Source organism: Fulvivirga ulvae (genome assembly GCF_021389975.1).
Lineage (GTDB): Bacteria > Bacteroidota > Bacteroidia > Cytophagales > Cyclobacteriaceae > Fulvivirga > Fulvivirga ulvae.
This window is the reverse complement of the sequence record NZ_CP089981.1, coordinates 6,171,669-6,188,659: the sequence shown is the minus strand read 5'-3', so window position 1 is coordinate 6,188,659 and position 16,991 is coordinate 6,171,669. Positions and strand designations below refer to the sequence as shown.

Below are 16,991 nucleotides of genomic sequence, written 5' to 3'. Positions count from 1 at the left end.
ATAAAACATAAAAACAATCTAGTGTTAAGTTCGAAACCAGCTAACAGATAAACAATAGTACATGGAAATACCTTTGCTTCAGGACATTATAGTTATTCTGGGCCTTTCAGTGGTTGTTATCCTGATATTCCAAAGGTTAAAGCTACCGACAATACTTGGCTTCTTAATTACAGGCGTAGTTGCCGGACCACACGGCCTGAGCCTTGTAGAGGCTTCTCATGAGGTAGAGATACTTTCGGAGATAGGTGTTATCCTTTTGTTGTTTATTATCGGGCTGGAATTTTCACTAAAGAGTCTTGCAGCTATAAAGAAGGCTGTTTTTCTGGGAGGTAGCTTTCAGGTTTTTGTAACCATAGCGGTAGCGTCCTTAATTGCTTACCTGATGAACTACTCACTGACAAAGGCGGTCTTTATAGGGTTTCTTTTTTCTCTAAGTAGTACCGCCATCGTTTTGAATCTGTTGCAAAGCCGAAGTGAGATCAACAGCCCGCATGGTAAAATATCACTGGCCATCCTTATCTTTCAGGATATCATAGTGGTCCCTATGATGTTGCTTGCCCCTATTCTTTCAGGGAAGACTGATGATGTGGCTTTTACTTTGTTCTCTCTGGCATTAAAAACACTTTTGGTCATTGGACTGGTAATATTGGCGGCACGCTATATATTTCCAAGGCTTTTATACGAAGTAGCAAAAACAAGAAGCCGGGAGCTGTTTATACTTACTATTGTGGTGTCCTGCTTTGCTGTAGCATGGTTAACGTCCAGCATAGGGTTGTCGCTTGCTCTCGGTGCTTTTATTGCAGGACTGATCATCTCTGAATCAGAATACAGTCATCAGGCTACCAGCCAGGTACTTCCATTTCGAGAGATATTTACGAGCTTTTTCTTTGTATCTATAGGTATGCTGCTGGATGTTGCATTCTTTTTTCAGCATTTACTACCTATTCTTGGGTTCACAGTGGTGGTGTTTCTTGTAAAAGGCCTAATTGCTACACTGGCGGGTGCGGTTTTAAAATACCCGCCCCGTGTTTCGATTCTAACAGGGCTGGCTCTTTTCCAGGTAGGGGAGTTTGCCTTCATTCTGTCTAAGGTAGGAATTGAAAACGGCCTGATCGATCCGGGTACCAATCAATACTTTTTGTCAATCTCCATATTATCAATGGGTATTACACCTCTGGTCTTTATGGCATCCGGGAGTATCACTAACTTGTTTGCCAGCACCCAGTTGTCCCGTGGCCTGGCCAAGTTCAATTACTGGAATGATGTCGAGGGTAATCCTGATATTGAGACCGCTATGAAGGACCATATTGTCATCATAGGGTTCGGGATAAATGGCAGAAATGTAGCTGCTGTGGCCAAAAGGGCAAATATACCGTATGTAATCATTGAAATGAATGCAGAAACAGTTAAAATCGAAAAAGCCAAGGGAGAACCTATCTTATTCGGTGATGCTATCAGCCCTTTTATTCTTGAGCATGTTGATATATGGAGCGCCAGGGTAGCAGTAATAGCTATTTCTGATCCGGCTGCCAGCAAGAAGATCGTTACTGCCATACGGGATATTTGTAAAACAGTCTACATTATCCTGCGGACCCGGTACGAAATAGAAGTGGAAGGCATACTCCGGCTAGGTGCCGATGAGGTAATATCTGAAGAATTTGAAACCTCCATTGAGATTTTTACAAGGGTACTAAATAAATACCTGGTTCCCGAAGAAGAAATCGAAAATTTTGTGGGTGAGATTCGAAGTGATAATTATCAGATGCTTAGACCGAAGGGTACTTCTGCGGCAAGTTTGCATATTCCTAACCTCAGAATAAGCTCACTGTCCGTGCAACAATCTGATAACGATGTAGTAGGAAAGACCCTCGAGGAGTCTGCCATACGACACACTTATGGGATCACGGTAATAGCAATACAGCGTGATGGGGACTTCCTCATCAATATAACCAAAGAAACCCGGGTGCTTAAGGAAGATATCATTTTTATCATGGGAACCCCGCAAGCCATATCTGAATTTAATAAACAAGTCAGACTTTAGTCCGGACCTGTCGTAACCAATTCTCAAATATCAGGTATATACTAATAACCTGATCATGCAAATCTAATGGTCCTTTTCGGTCATTACTTGTTTCGATATTGTACAGTTTCTCAGCCGGAACCGGCTAGTTTTTCTAATTATAAAGGGAAAGAAGTCTGGTACTGATTTTGAATTGGGTAGAAAGATATCAAAGAATAACAACTAGGTCAAAAGCAATAGATGATGAAAAAAACAAACATGAGCTACAGGTTCTATGGTGAACGTCTTGAGCTGATTTATGAAACTCAAATTTTTCAGGGGCAGCAAAAGAAAGACAGTAAATTAACCGAGCTGCTGGCTAAAAGCAGTTTTTTCCTGGCGGTAGGTAATTTATCCTGCTACAGGGTAATACCAAAGGTATGATATTACAACAAAAAAGCTGCTTAAAGTTTATAACCTCAGGCAGCTTTTGTTTTTGTTATGTTTAACCGGATTGATTTAGCAGTATTCGTCAAATACCTCTATCAGGTGGTTTCCGATCATTTCAGCGGTACGTCCTTCTATATGGTGTCTCTCAATGAAGTGAACCAACTCACCATCCTTAAATAAAGCTATAGATGGCGATGAAGGAGGATACGGAAGTGTATACTCTCTGGCCTTGGCTACAGCACTCTGGTCAACACCGGCAAATACAGTAGTAAGGTGGTCAGGCCTCTTTTGGCTTTGCTGAACGGCCCACTTTACACCGGGCCTTGCAGCGCCTGCAGCGCATCCGCATACTGAGTTTATTACCAGTAGCGAAGTACCTTTAAGGTCTTTCAAATGGTTGTCGACATCCTCGGCAGTTTTGAGCTCAGTAAATCCCACTGAAGTCAAATCTGTTCTCATGGGTGCTACTAATTCTTCTGGATACATAGTATAAGTATTTAGTATTAGTGTAGTATTTTATTTGCTATTTCTATTATAAGAATCCCAACTCAAGTTTGGCAGCCTCAGACATCATTTCCTGAGAGTAAGGTGGGTCAAAAGTAATTTCCACATTCACATCATTGACTCCTTCGATTTTCTTGATGCTCTGCTCCACTTCCGTGGGGATTGATTCCGCTGCAGGGCAATTAGGAGAAGTCAAAGTCATGAGTATGTATACATTGTTAATAGGGTGAACGCTTATTTCATAGATCAGGCCCAGCTCATAGATATCAACGGGTATCTCCGGGTCATATACAGTTTTAAGAGCTTCAAGCACCTTATCCCTGAGCGTTACTTCAGCTTCTTTATTTTCCGTTTGTTGGCTCATAAAATTTTTCTGTTTAGGCTTCTGCTTTACTTTTCAAGGCAAGGGCGTACAGCTTCATCTGTTTTACCATAGCTGCAAAGCCGTTAGACCGCTGAGTACCTATAAAGCGATCCATCCCAATTTTTTGAGGGAAGTAAAGTTCTGTATTAATAATGTCATCGGGAGTCTGTCCGGATAAAACACGTACTAAAAGACTAACCAGACCTTTAGTAATGGCAGTATTGCTATCTGCCAGGAAGCTGACCCTGCCATCGTGTAGTAATGCAGTAAGCCATACTTTAGACTGGCAGCCCTTTACAATATTATCATCTGTTTTATCCGCTTCATCCATTTCGGGTAACTTTTGTCCAAGTTCCATAATGTAGAAGTTGGTCATTTCCTGGTCTCCATCCAGAATGGAAAACTCCTCGATAATTTTATTTTGAACTTCTTCTATTGATTCGGTCATTAGTTTACTTCATGAATTTTACAATTCTTTCGAGCCCCTCAACCATTCGGTCGATTTCTTCTTTTGTATTGTAAACGGCAAATGATGCCCGGACAGTTCCTTCAATTCCGAAGGTGTCCATCAAAGGTTGGGTACAGTGGTGCCCTGTTCTTACTGCTACTCCCCGGGCATCCAGCATTTGTCCTATATCGAAATGGTGAATGCCCTCTGCTACAAACGACAGTACACTTACTTTGTTTGGAGAGGTACCGATCAGGCGAATATGTTTTATGGATGCAACAGCTTCAGTGGCATATTGCAGTAGTTCGGCTTCATATTTGGCCATAGCAGGTTTACCAGTGTTACTTACAAACTCAACGGCGGCCTTAAAAGCTACCACATCCGCAATGTTAGGTGTTCCTGCTTCGAACTTATAAGGAATATCGTTGTAAGTAGTACCCTCAAAGCTTACATCTTTGATCATTTCCCCACCACCCTGATAAGGGGGCATGGCTTCAAGAAGCTCTCGCTTACCATAAAGTGCTCCTGTACCGGTTGGTCCGTAAAATTTATGCGCAGAGATGGCATAGAAGTCGCAATCAAGATCTTGCACATCTATTTCCAGGTGTGCAGATGCCTGTGCTCCGTCAATCAATACTTTGGCACCAACTTCATGAGCGGCCTTTATAATGTCTTTAATTGGATTTATGGTACCCAGACTGTTGGATGCATGGTTAACTGCCACAATTTTTGTTTTACCGCTGAGCAGGCCCAGGTACTGATCATAATCGAGCTCCCCGTTTTCCTTTACGGAGATTACCTTGATAGTAGCACCCTTTTCCTGAGCCAGTATTTGCCAGGGAACAATGTTCGAGTGATGTTCCAGGCCTGAAACAATGATTTCATCGCCTTGCTTCACTTGCTGACGTCCGAAAGTTGCCGCTACAAGGTTAATGGATTCGGTCGTACCTTTAGTGAAAATGATCTCTTCACTTTCTTTTGCGTTCAGAAAACCCCTTAGCGCAACACGTGTAGCTTCATACGCTTTGGTGGCTTTCTCAGCCAGCGTATGTATTCCCCGGTGTATGTTGGCATTATACCCTTCATAATAACCGGATAGTGCCTGTATTACCGCATTAGGCTTTTGCGTAGTTGCGGCATTGTCAAAATAGGCCAGAGGCTTTCCGTTGATTTCCTGATGCAATACCGGAAATTCATTTCGAATGGCTTCTATATCCAGTTTTTTCAACGTTTCCTGACTTATTGCAGACATATCAGAAGTCTTTATGTAATCGTTCGGAAATTAAATTTTCGAGATAATTTTTCAAAGGTTCAAGCCTGACATTCTCAAGTACATCAGTGGCAAAAGCATACAACAGCAGCACACGGGCTCTTTCCTTGCTTATTCCGCGAGATTGCAGATAAAACATGGCTTCTTCATCCAACTGGCCGGTAGTACAACCGTGCGAACATTTTACGTCATCTGCCCATATTTCCAACTGGGGTTTTGAGTTTATCGTGGCTTCATCACTTAGCAGAATGTTCTTGTTAGACTGGAATGCATTCGTTTTTTGAGCTGCCTGCCTTACATATACCTTACCATTAAACACACCATGAGACTGATCTTCCATAATGCCTTTATACAGTTCATTGCTGAAAGAATTAGGTTTTATATGGTCTACTGATGTATGGTTGTCTACATGAGTTTTACCATGCAGCAGGTATAGACCGTACATATGTGTTTCACACCCTTCGCCATCTGATGCTATGTTCAGGTTATTTCTGATCATAGCCCCGTTAAGAGTGAAAGTATACGCAGAAAAATGACTTGAACGTGCCTGCCATACCTGAGTAGTACCTACATGAAAGGCGGTATCTTTGTTGTTTTGAATTTTGTAGTAATCAATATGAGCATTTTCGTTCACTACAATTTCAGAAACAATGTTTGTGAAGCTTGCAAAATCACCGATGGTATTGAACACTTCAATGAATGTCGCCTGGCTGTTTTTACCTGCAACGAAAAGGTTTCTTGGCTGATTGTATGACTTTTCTTCCTTTGCATCACTGAAAAAGTAGAGTGCTATAGGTTTATCGACAACCTTGTTATCGGGTATATGGATAAAGGAGCCATGCTCGGCAAAGGCTGTATTTAAAGCGATGAAGGCATCAGTTTGATAATCGGCATATTTTGCGAAATATGACTGTAGCTCTTCTTTGTTTTCTTTTGAAGCAGTGCTAAAATCCTTTACCACAAGCTGGTCTTCGGCACTGGTTATTGATGAATGCTCCGAAGAGTAAACTCCATTGATGAATACCAGCCTGTTGGTGTCCATTTCAGGAAGGAAGCACTTGTTAATTAGCTCTGAGCTAATACTTCCGGGATGAGAAGGTGAAGCGAAGTCAAAATTCTTCCTTAATGTTTTGTTAAGGTCTGTAAACTTATACTCCTCATTTTTTGAGGTTGGTAACCCTAATTTTTGAAAGGCACTGATAGCTTCTTTCCTTATCTGATGTACAGGCAAAGCCCCAGCTCCGTTGATCCTTGCCTCCAGTGCTTCGAAATTATCAATAAACTCTTTTTCTAAACTTATATCTTTAGTCGATTCGCTCATATTGTTGCCAGTATTTTCTTTTACGCTGTAGTATCTGCTTCTTCTTTGATCCAGTCATAGCCTTTTTCTTCCAGCTCTAATGCCAGCTCTTTGCTGCCGGATTTTACTATTTTTCCTTTGTATAACACGTGTACATAGTCAGGAACGATATAGTCCAGAAGCCTCTGGTAGTGTGTTACTACAATCGTAGCATTGTCTTTTGTTTTTAACTTATTAACTCCATTGGCAACAATGCGAAGGGCATCAATATCCAGTCCGGAATCTGTTTCATCAAGTATGGAAAGCTTTGGCTCCAGCATAGCCATTTGAAAGATCTCATTACGTTTCTTTTCACCACCAGAAAAACCTTCGTTTAACGACCGGCTGAGGAGCGCCTGATCGATCTCAACCAGTTTCATTTTTTCCTTCATCATGGTAAGGAAAGATACCGCATCGAGAGGCTCCAGGCCTTTGTGCTCACGAACCTGATTAAGGGCTGTTTTCAAAAAGTTGGTTGTACTAACACCAGGGATTTCAACCGGGTATTGGAATGCCAGAAATACACCTTCACGGGCTCTTTCCTCCGGAGCAAGGTCTAAAAGATCCTGACCCAGATAATCTACTTCACCGGCAGTTACCTCGTATTCTTCACGACCGGCAAGTACAGAAGCCAAAGTACTTTTACCTGAGCCGTTAGGTCCCATGATGGCATGTACTTCTCCGGGCTTTACTTCCAGGTTTATACCTTTAAGTATCTCTTTTCCCTCAATTGATGCGTGTAAGTTCTTAATGCTTAACATATTCAGTTTTTCAGTTTACAATTGTCCGTTTACGGCCTAATATTATCGTTTACAGTCAATTGTTTACAGTTATTAATTATTCCGTATTGTTTTTTGTAAAATATTCAACCTCTGATCATTTGGCATATTTGATGGCTTTGAGATCAGAGGTATTTAATTATTTAATAAATCTATGAATCATTTTTGAAGTCATATCAGATAATCGAACTGTTCCTGTTAATGAAATCTTCAAACCTATGAATACTTGCCATAGTACCGAGCCTGAACAGGAACCATGAACTATCCTACACTACCTTCCAGGGTCAGTGCAAGTAATTTTTGGGCTTCCACAGCAAACTCCATAGGTAACTGATTCAGTACCTCCTTACAGTAACCGTTTACGATAAGCGCAACGGCTTTCTCCTCATCAATTCCTCTTTGGGTACAGTAAAAAATCTGGTCTTCACCTATTTTTGATGTAGTAGCCTCATGCTCTATCTGTGCCGATTTGTTTTCGATATCGATATAAGGGAATGTATGCGCACCGCATTTATCACCCATTAGTAATGAATCACACTGGGAGAAGTTTCGGGCTCCTTCAGCTCTTTTCATTACTTTCACTTGTCCGCGGTAGCTGTTTTGGGAGTATCCTGCCGATACACCTTTGGAAACTATTCTGGATTTGGTGTTCTTACCAATGTGGATCATTTTAGTTCCTGTGTCAGCTTGCTGGCGGTTATTGGTTACAGCCACTGAATAAAACTCACCTATGGAATTGTCCCCTTTTAAAATACAAGAAGGGTATTTCCAGGTTATAGAAGATCCGGTCTCCACCTGTGTCCATGAGATCTTTGAATTATCCCCGGCACAAATGCCACGTTTGGTTACAAAGTTATAAATACCACCTTTTCCTTCTTTGTCACCTGGGTACCAGTTTTGCACGGTAGAGTACTTCACCTCAGCATCCTTTTTGGCATAGATCTCAACAACCGCTGCATGTAACTGGTTCTCATCTCTTTGAGGGGCTGTACAACCTTCAAGGTAACTTACATATGAACCCTCTTCTGCAACAATCAACGTTCTTTCAAACTGTCCTGTATTTGCAGCGTTAATCCTGAAATAGGTGGAAAGCTCCATAGGGCAACGTACACCTTTAGGAATGTAGCAGAACGACCCGTCAGAAAATACGGCAGAGTTTAGTGCCGCAAAATAGTTGTCACTTGTAGGTACTACCGAGCCGATGTATTTTTTTACCAGCTCGGGGTGTTCCCTTACTGCTTCGCTGAAAGAGCAGAAAATGATGCCCATTTCAGCAAGTTTATCCTTAAAGGTGGTAGCAACTGATACGCTGTCCAGCACGGCATCCACGGCAACACCGGTTAATCTTTTTTGTTCTTCCAGTGATATACCAAGCTTTTTAAAGGTTTCAAGAAGCTCAGGGTCTACTTCGTTAAGGCTTTTTGGCTTAACTTTCTGCTTAGGTGCAGAATAGTATATTATATCCTGATAGTTGATGTCAGGAAATTTAACGTTGGCCCACTTAGGTTCTTTCATTTTAGTCCATGCCCGGTAGGCCTTTAGCCTCCATTCGAGAAGCCATTCCGGCTCTTCTTTTTTTGCGGAAATGAAGCGTACAATGTCTTCATTCAGGCCTTTGGGAGCCTGATCAGCTTCTATATCTATATTCCAGCCGTGCTCGTATTCTTTCGAGGTAAATTCTTCTAAAATCTGGTTGTCTTTACTCATTCCGGTTATTTAGACTAATTTCAAATTACTATGCAAATGTACAACAAAATTTGTACTTTAAGGTTCCAGATAGAGAAATTTTGGCATTGAAAAAGCCTATCAAATGATAGTGTAAATCAATTACTTCATATCAAGTTGAATGCTACGGTTAATGCTCTCTTCAAGCGATATCATGGTGTCTGTTCTGACAATCCCTTCCACACGCTGGATTTTATCATGGAGCACATCTTTTAAGTGCTGTGTGTCCTTACAGTGTATTTTCGCAAACATACTGTAATTACCTGTAGTATAATGCACATTCACCACCTCCTGTATTTGCTTTAGCTCGGCTATCACCTCATCGTAAAGTGCACTTTTGGAAAGGAAGATGCCAATAAAAGCAGTGATATCATAGCCAAGCTTGGTGTAGTCCAGCTTTAGAGTAGTGCCTTCGACAATACCCATGTCTTCAAGCTTTTTCATCCGTACATGCACTGTGCCTCCTGAAACAAAGACCTGTTTTGCTACTTCGGTATAGGGTTTTTTTGCATTTTTTAACAAGATCTCCAATATTTTGAGATCTATATTGTCAATTTCATAATTAGCGGGCATGAATTAAAGGGTTAATTTTGTATTTATTAATTTGAAAACAATAATATTAAAAATATCACAAATAATTAACCGTAAGTTTGATATTTTTTTAATAAATGAATCCTTTTGCTACCTTTGAAATGTCAACAAACACAATGTAGGGTGTTGAAACTGGCAGACAAGCCCTCCGGTCTCGAGGGTGGAGAGTTCGGGATAAATTCCTTTAAGCATCCAATAGCAATAGGAACTAACCGCTTCGTGGAGGTTCGAATCCTTCCCCTACAGCAAGTTTCTTTAAGTTTAGGTTTATTGGAAAAAGATGGTTTCGAGTAAGGGCCATCTTTTTTCTTTAACCAAACAAAATTCTCCTCTAAGCATAGCTAAGCCATTAAAGTGTTAGTCATGCATAACTTTTTGCCTGTTCTGTTCTGATATTCGCTATTTTTTTGCAATATTGGTCGTGCAAACCAATAATTTTTTATAAATGAGCGAGTTTCCCTGGGTGAAGAGATACCCAAAAAATATTCCTGCAGAGATCGGTGAGATAGAGTATAAGTCTCTTGTTGAGATGTTTGAAGATTCATTTGCTAAAAATTCGGGTAAGGAGGCTTTTGAGAATATGGGAAAGTCCATAACATTCAACGAACTCGACGTTTTATCACGAAATTTTGCAGCCTATCTTCAAAATAAACTTAACCTGAGAAAAGGAGATACCATAGCACTTCAGATGCCAAACCTGCTCCAATACCCGGTGGCATTGGTAGGAGCCCTGAGGGCGGGCCTGATAGTTGTAAACACAAATCCTTTGTATACACCACGTGAAATGGAGCACCAGTTCAGGGATGCTCAGGTCAAGGCGGTGGTGATTGTGGCCAATTTTGCATCAAACCTTGAAAAAATAATAAAGAATACTTCTATTCAGCATGTTATTGTAACAGAGCTGGGTGATATGCTCGGAGGACTAAAAGGAAGTATCGTAAATTTTGTAGTCAGGCATATCAAAAAAATGGTACCTTCTTTTAACCTGCCAAAGGCCATTAGCTTTAAGCGGCTATTGAAAGAAGGAGGTGACCTTGAATACAAGAGACCTGAAATGGATCAGGAAGATCTGGCATTTTTACAATATACAGGAGGAACCACAGGAGTTTCCAAAGGAGCTCAGCTCTCTCACAGGAATATAGTAGCGCATACCCAGCAGATCAAACACTGGTTTGCCCCACTTTTGGAAGAAGGAAAAACCGAATTGATGATAACTGCTATTCCTTTGTATCACATTTTTGCCCTGTCAGTCAATGGCATATTTATGCTCAGGATCGGAGCAAAGAATGTACTTATCACTAATCCGCGAGATATGAAAGGATTTGTGAAGGAATTGAAGAAGCATAAGTTTACTTTATTTACCGGAGTTAATACGCTGTTTAACGGTCTGCTCAATCAGCCAGAATTCGGCGAAGTTGATTTCTCTTCAGTAAAAGGTGCTATTGGTGGCGGTATGGCCGTTCAGGATGCCGTTGCGAAAAAGTGGGAACAAGTTACCGGCGGGCCTTTGGTCGAGGGATATGGTTTAAGTGAAACATCTCCGGTACTATCTGTCAACCCGCTGGACGGTACTCATAAAATGGGAACAATAGGTCTTCCTGTTTCCAGTACCGAGATGGCTTTATTCGATGAAAACGGGAATAAGCTTGGGAAAGGTGAAGTAGGAGAGATATGTGCCCGCGGACCTCAGGTAATGCGTGGTTACTGGAAAAGGGAGGAAGAAAGTAGTAAAGTTTTCTTTGAAGGTGATTGGTTCAGAACTGGCGACATGGGACAAATGGATGACGAAGGCTTTTTCAAAATAGTGGACAGAAAAAAGGATATGATCAATGTCTCTGGTTTTAATGTCTATCCTAATGAAGTAGAAAATGTAGTGGCGGACCATCCGAAGGTACTTGAAGTAGCGGCCATTGGTGTGCCCGATCCGAAATCAAATGAAGCTGTTAAAATTTTCGTGGTGAAAAAAGACCAGTCACTGACTGCGGAAGAACTTGACGCCTTTTGTGATGAAAACTTAACTGGTTATAAAAGACCAAAGCACATAGAGTTTACTAACGAGCTCCCTAAATCCAATGTTGGAAAAATATTGAGAAGGGAGCTGCGGGAGCAGGAGGTGATAACTTCTAAATAAGAGATGTGAGTAAAAAGGCGGAATGCTGTTTCCCGTGTTTGAATACCGGGGAACAGCATTTTTATTTTATAAGCCAATTAAAATATTTTCTATTGTAGTGACCTTCTTGACATCATGCTTTATTAGATTTAGTTTTGCGCGTCCTTTAATCTGCATATTTTGACCTCGATAAACAAATCCCGAATTAGCGTTTTTATAGAAGAAAACCCTTTAAAAGCTATACTTTTAGCGGCTCTGGTGCTCAGGCTTTTAGCGGCCTTCTTTTCAAAAGGTTACGCTTTTCACGATGACCATTTCTGTGTGATCAGGGTGGCCAATAGCTGGGCGGAAGGTATTCCTCAATGGCTCCAGGGTGAGCATCCTCCCAAGCACAGTATGGTCTATGCCGGAGCCAACGCCATACTCATGTGGTTAATGAGTACACTCGGCATTACTGATCCTGAGGTAAAAGCAACTGTACTTAGACTGGTTCATGCATTATACTCTATGTTCACGGTTTATTTCGGGTTTAAAATAACAGCACTTATATCCAATAAAAGAAATGCCATACTTGCCGGATGGATTTTGGCTGTGCTCTGGTTCATGCCTTATCTAAGTGTTAAATACCTGGCAGAACTGGTGTGTGCGCCCCCTGTTCTTGCCGGTTTTTATATTATTTTAAAAGCCGAAAGAGCTCGGGTCAGGAAATGGGCTCCATGGATTCTTGCAGGAGCATTATTTGGCCTGTCTTTTACCATACGGCTTCATATTATATTGTTTGCCGGTGGTTTGGGGCTTGTTCTCCTATTTAGAAAACAATGGCTTGAGAGTATATTGTTTACCATCGGATTCCTGTTGTTGACATTTGTATTAATAGGTATTCCTGACATATTGTTCTTTGATTATCCGTACCAGTATGTGGTAGACTACTTCATTTACAATAGCGAAAATGCATACAATTACATTACGGGCTCACCTTTTAAATTTCTACTTACAACTTTTGGTTTTCTGGTGCCACCAGTAAGTGTCTTTTTAATGTGGGGCTATATAAAAACCTGGAAAATCGAGCCTAAAATGTTTCTGGCAGTCCTGATTTTCTTTTTAGTACATTCCTTTTTTCCCAATAAACAGGAGCGTTTTCTGCTTCCTATGTATCCTCTTCTTATTATTCTCGGGGTGATAGGTTGGAATAACTTTAAGGACCACTCGCGATTCTGGCAGGGGCATCAGTCTTTATACAGAGGTCTTTGGAAGTTTTTCTGGACTATTAACATTATTGCAGCTGTAGCACTGGCTCTTACCTTTACCAAGAAAGACAGAGTTGCTCCGTTGTACTACTTGTCCAGGCAAACCGATGTGAAGGCAGTGATCATTGAAAGTGAACGTGGAAAAGTGAAGCAACCGCCAGTGTACTACCTGGGGAACAATTGCGCAGATTTTGATGAAGTGGAAAACGGCGAGCTTGGTTTTGATCAGTTTGAGGCAAGGCAAAAATATGCTGATCCCGAATTCATAGTAACCTTTAACCTGGGCAAAGACAAAACCATACAGGAGCTATCTGATGAAATAGCAAGCACCGGAAAAGAACCGAATTATATCATTTTCAAGGGAGATCAGGATTTTGAAGCCAGAATGAAGCGGATACAGGAGTTCTTCCCGTGCAAGCAACTGGTATTGGTAAAGGAGATAAACCCTTCGACCTTTGACCTGTTGCTTCATGTTTTAAATCCGAGAGTACACCGAAACACTATGGCACGGATCTACCGGGTAGAGTAGTTATTTTTTAAAATTAGTTTTCCATGCTAATCCTACGCTGTAGAAAAAATCTGGTGCGTTTTCGTTAAGAGGTAGTCCAATGGATGTATCCAGTTGAATATTATCGCTTGCCAGATAAGTAACACCGGCATCTATACTGTGCGTAGAGGGTATGTCAGTAGCAAAATACCCGAATATTTCAGCAAAAGCCCCTACCTTGCCAGAAAGAGAGACGCTGAAGGCTGAAGAATAAGCCCACGTGGTTTCTCTTGAGTCATCCCAGTCAGCTCCGAACCCGTGTGACCATGAATAGCGGTCATTGAATACATGCTCAAACAGTAATCGTCCTCCATAATTTATTTTCTCGCTTTGAAACTCTTCCTTGGCAGGTTCAGGAAAGGATATAGCTGTAGCCAGACTTATCCGCGGTATCCAGAAGTTCTGATCAATTAGTTTCAGTTTTGGGCTTAGTATTAGCGGAGTTACTCCTGACAAGCTATTCTCGATGTCATATGCATCGACTTTTAATGTTAAATAGTTAGCCAGAACTCTAAGCTCAAGCCATTCGGCCAAGCCGTATTTAACGCTGAGGTTAGGAGCGGTAATGCTTTTAAATTCAATTCCTTCGTCCTCATACCTGGTGTTCATATAGCCCATTTCAATTTGAAAGGTACCGGGAGATATCAGCTTAACGGCATCAGTAGTGGTAGGGCGGTCAGTGAAGATGGTTTCCTGAGAAAATGCGAAATAAGGGGTTAATAGCAGTAAAATCTTTAGAAAGTGTTTCATGGGGTAAATTATTTTAATGAGTATAGGTTTAGGTCCGACTCCAGCGCATTGAAGTCTAAAAACACCTAAATATGCAGATTACAGGTCAATAATCGAATTATTTATTGATCAATATATTTTTGTTGAGGTTTCATTTGATGGGAAAAAAATCGTATTTTTCATTAAGGTTATCATATAAAAGTTAATGTATTGTTCAGGCTGTACAAGCATTAATTATTATATTCAATTGATTATTATTGTGTTATTAAATTTGGAAGGTGAAAAGCCTTTGAATAAACTTTACATTGATGGGTGGATTAACCAGAAATATCAAGCTGGAACATTTTAGTAACCTTGTTTCAGTAGCTTCTGCTGATGGATTTATAGAAGATGCGGAAAGGGAATTTCTACAGGAAAGGGCAATGGAGTTTGGTTTGTTGCCGGAGCAGATAGCTGCGGTAATGGCTAATATTGAAACGCTTGAATTCGTTGTTCCGGAATTACCGGAGGATAGGGAGGAACAGCTTGCAGATGTTGTTTTCATGTCTATGGTTGATGGTATTATAGAGGAAAGGGAGTATATGTTGTGCCTGAATATTGCTGAAAGACTTGAGCTTAAGAAGGCTGACCTGGATGAAGTAATAGCATTGACAAAAAGGCTTTGGGGCCGAAATAACTAGTTTAATCTTTAAAAAATTGTTGTCATGATTGGATTTTTTGAACACCAGTACCTTGCTTATAAAAAGAATCACCTGAGTAACCTTATTGCTCTTGCCAAAGTGGATGGGCATTTACACGCGGAAGAGGAAAAGATGCTGTATAAGGTTGGGGCCAAATACGGCCTGAAGGACCGGCAAATCGCTTCTCTGATAAGAAGTGAGAAAAAAGTCACACTGAACGTGCCAGAGGGGCACGATCAGAAAATGAACCAGCTTTATGACCTGGTTATGATGGTCTATGCGGATGATGTGGTGGAGGAGAGTGAAGTTGAATTTTGTGAAGAACTCATGTCCAAGTTTGGTTTCAAAAAGTCGGTTGTAAAGTGGATGATAGAAATGTTTGAGAAAGGAAATCCTCCCACACCGGAGGCATGGGAGGATCTGAAAAAGGTTGCGGCAGAAAAATATGTTGCCTGATAGAATATTTATCAGATGATAGATATTCCGAAGAATTTATCCAATACTGTATTTATAAAGATCAGTCCTAATAAAATAGGGGCAATATAAACGAGGATCAGGTTAATGGCTTTCTCCATAAATGAACCTTTGTAACCTTCGTTACCCTCACTAATCTCAGCAGACAGGTTGTTTGTTTTCCACTTAATTGCTATAAAGATGGACATAAGGCACCCACCCAGTGGTAAGCTGATATCCGAGAATACTTCCGATACAAAGTCAAGGAAGGACTTTCCACCATAAAAATCAAGTGATGAGAATGCATCTACAGCGCCTTGCGACAACATACTTGGTAGACCCACAACAAAAATAAAAACAGCTAGCAACCACACAACAGCTTTTCTTGGAAGTTTTTTCTCGTCAACAAGGTATGCCACAGGAACTTCCAGAAGTGATATGGTGGATGTCAACGCTGCAAAGCAAAGTAACAGGAAGAAGCCACCCCCAACAATTTTACCAATAACAGGTCCCATGGCGTTGAATACACCCGGTAGCGCCACAAAAACAAGCCCGGGGCCTTCAGATGGCGTTTGTCCCTGGGAAAATACCAGTGGGAATATCAGCAGGCCGGCAAGAAATGCTACTGAAACGTCCATAATTGATATCATGGCTGCTGATGAAACAATATTTTGTTTTTTATCTATATAAGAACCGTAAGTGATCAAAGCTCCCATACCCAGTGAAAGCGAGAAAAAGGCCTGTCCTAAAGCTGAGTATATAGTTTCAAGATTGAGTTTGCTGATATCGGGAAGCAGGTAAAATTTGATACCCTCAATGGCGTTGTCCAGCGTTAAACTATAGACAATCAACCCAAGAAGAATTACGTATAGCATGGGCATCAATATTTTTGAGGCCCTTTCGATACCTCCGGAAACACCCTTAACCACTATAAAGGCCGTGATGATCATAAAACATACTGAAAAAATAAGATTGTCCCATATATCGCTCACGTAGCCTCCAAAGAAGCTTCTGAAATCGTCTGATTGTAAAAGGTTTCCAAATGATATTTCCAGAAAATAACCAAATGCCCAGCCAGCCACTACATTGTAGAATGACAGGATCATGATGCCACAAAGTATTCCGAAAAGTCCTAGCATGCCCCATCTTTTTCCGCCAATCGATTTATAAGATCCATAAGCATCTTTCTGTGCCCGTCTCCCGATGGCTATTTCCCCTATCATAATGGGGAAGCAGATCAGAAATGTGCAGATTAAATAAACCAAAAGAAACATAGCGCCTCCATTCTGACCCACTTCGTAAGGAAATTTCCATATATTCCCCAAACCGACAGCAGAACCTGCTGCCGCAACAATAAAACCTATCCGGCTCGAAAAGCCTCCTCTATTTGCCATAATTTTTAATTTTGAGGGCTGAAAATATGGACAATTTCTGATTATTCAAAAGAAAAATTGGGAGTGGGATGTATTTCTTGATATGCGGTACCAAAATATTTGATTTGATCAATTCATTCGGTGATTCTTTATTGAATATATTTTGTGCTATATGATTGCAAACGTTTTAGGCACTCAGTAATAATGTAAACTCTACATTACGGGAGTAAAATTAATCTGCCTGATTTTGGGTGACTTTAAATGAAAGCTTCATCTAATATTTAGAACACATAGCACCTTGATATTGTATATTATATAAATAGGTAGCATTCTTTCGTTTATAAAATATAACTTTGGCTCTGAGACCAGAATTTAGAGATAAG

At 40.8% G+C, this 16,991-nt stretch carries 16 protein-coding genes; 6 read left to right on the top strand and 10 right to left on the bottom strand.

Features of this window, described 5'->3' with window-relative positions:
* Nucleotides 1-61: 61 nt before the first annotated feature.
* A complete protein-coding gene (locus LVD17_RS25970) occupies nt 62-2,041 on the top strand; it encodes a monovalent cation:proton antiporter family protein (protein WP_233762874.1) in 1,980 nt (659 codons plus the stop codon).
* 219 nt (nt 2,042-2,260) lie between these two features.
* On the top strand, nt 2,261-2,443 hold the full coding sequence (locus LVD17_RS25965; RefSeq protein WP_233762872.1) for a hypothetical protein: 183 nt from the start codon (nt 2,261-2,263) through the stop codon (nt 2,441-2,443).
* Nucleotides 2,444-2,518: 75 nt separating this feature from the next.
* On the opposite strand, the gene LVD17_RS25960 is transcribed toward LVD17_RS25965, so the two are convergent.
* The 8 genes from LVD17_RS25960 to LVD17_RS25925 form a co-directional block, all read right to left on the bottom strand.
* Nucleotides 2,519-2,935, bottom strand: coding sequence for a BrxA/BrxB family bacilliredoxin (locus LVD17_RS25960; protein WP_233762870.1), 417 nt, complete (start codon nt 2,933-2,935; stop codon nt 2,519-2,521).
* A 46-nt stretch (nt 2,936-2,981) separates the two neighbouring features.
* Nucleotides 2,982-3,317 (bottom strand): SUF system Fe-S cluster assembly protein, encoded by a 336-nt coding sequence (locus tag LVD17_RS25955; protein WP_233762867.1) that lies wholly within the window; start codon nt 3,315-3,317, stop codon nt 2,982-2,984.
* Between the two features lie 13 nt (nt 3,318-3,330).
* Nucleotides 3,331-3,765, bottom strand: a complete 435-nt coding sequence (locus tag LVD17_RS25950) for a SufE family protein (protein WP_233762865.1) — start codon at nt 3,763-3,765, stop codon at nt 3,331-3,333.
* Between the two features lie 4 nt (nt 3,766-3,769).
* Nucleotides 3,770-5,017, bottom strand: a complete 1,248-nt coding sequence (locus tag LVD17_RS25945) for a cysteine desulfurase (RefSeq protein ID WP_233762863.1) — start codon at nt 5,015-5,017, stop codon at nt 3,770-3,772.
* Nucleotide 5,018: 1 nt separating this feature from the next.
* Nucleotides 5,019-6,356 (bottom strand): Fe-S cluster assembly protein SufD, encoded by a 1,338-nt coding sequence (gene sufD, locus LVD17_RS25940; protein ID WP_233762861.1) that lies wholly within the window; start codon nt 6,354-6,356, stop codon nt 5,019-5,021.
* A gap of 20 nt (nt 6,357-6,376) precedes the next feature.
* Nucleotides 6,377-7,135 carry a Fe-S cluster assembly ATPase SufC gene (gene sufC / locus LVD17_RS25935; protein ID WP_233762859.1) on the bottom strand — a complete coding sequence of 253 codons (759 nt, stop codon included), beginning with the start codon at nt 7,133-7,135 and terminating at the stop codon, nt 6,377-6,379.
* Nucleotides 7,136-7,414: 279 nt separating this feature from the next.
* Nucleotides 7,415-8,860, bottom strand: coding sequence for a Fe-S cluster assembly protein SufB (gene sufB, locus LVD17_RS25930; protein WP_233762857.1), 1,446 nt, complete (start codon nt 8,858-8,860; stop codon nt 7,415-7,417).
* A 120-nt stretch (nt 8,861-8,980) separates the two neighbouring features.
* On the bottom strand, nt 8,981-9,451 hold the full coding sequence (locus LVD17_RS25925) for an Lrp/AsnC ligand binding domain-containing protein (RefSeq protein ID WP_155174089.1): 471 nt from the start codon (nt 9,449-9,451) through the stop codon (nt 8,981-8,983).
* A gap of 463 nt (nt 9,452-9,914) precedes the next feature.
* Here LVD17_RS25925 and LVD17_RS25920 point away from each other — a divergent pair, with 463 nt between their 5' ends.
* Together LVD17_RS25920 and LVD17_RS25915 are read left to right on the top strand one after the other, a co-directional pair.
* The gene (locus LVD17_RS25920; protein ID WP_233762855.1) at nt 9,915-11,600 is read left to right on the top strand and encodes an AMP-binding protein; all 1,686 of its coding nucleotides are present in this window, start codon (nt 9,915-9,917) and stop codon (nt 11,598-11,600) included.
* A 159-nt stretch (nt 11,601-11,759) separates the two neighbouring features.
* A complete protein-coding gene (locus LVD17_RS25915) occupies nt 11,760-13,355 on the top strand; it encodes an ArnT family glycosyltransferase (protein ID WP_233762853.1) in 1,596 nt (531 codons plus the stop codon).
* Here LVD17_RS25915 and LVD17_RS25910 read toward each other — a convergent pair whose 3' ends face one another.
* Nucleotides 13,356-14,123 (bottom strand): transporter, encoded by a 768-nt coding sequence (locus LVD17_RS25910; protein ID WP_233762851.1) that lies wholly within the window; start codon nt 14,121-14,123, stop codon nt 13,356-13,358. It lies immediately after the preceding gene.
* A gap of 287 nt (nt 14,124-14,410) precedes the next feature.
* Between LVD17_RS25910 and LVD17_RS25905 the strand changes: the two genes are divergently transcribed.
* Both LVD17_RS25905 and LVD17_RS25900 read left to right on the top strand, forming a co-directional pair.
* Nucleotides 14,411-14,782 (top strand): hypothetical protein, encoded by a 372-nt coding sequence (locus tag LVD17_RS25905; protein ID WP_233762849.1) that lies wholly within the window; start codon nt 14,411-14,413, stop codon nt 14,780-14,782.
* A gap of 24 nt (nt 14,783-14,806) precedes the next feature.
* Nucleotides 14,807-15,238 (top strand): tellurite resistance TerB family protein, encoded by a 432-nt coding sequence (locus LVD17_RS25900; protein WP_233762847.1) that lies wholly within the window; start codon nt 14,807-14,809, stop codon nt 15,236-15,238.
* An 11-nt stretch (nt 15,239-15,249) separates the two neighbouring features.
* Here the strand turns inward: LVD17_RS25900 and LVD17_RS25895 are convergent, their stop codons facing one another.
* Nucleotides 15,250-16,629, bottom strand: coding sequence for a sodium-dependent transporter (locus LVD17_RS25895; protein WP_233762845.1), 1,380 nt, complete (start codon nt 16,627-16,629; stop codon nt 15,250-15,252).
* Nucleotides 16,630-16,991: the final 362 nt, after the last annotated feature.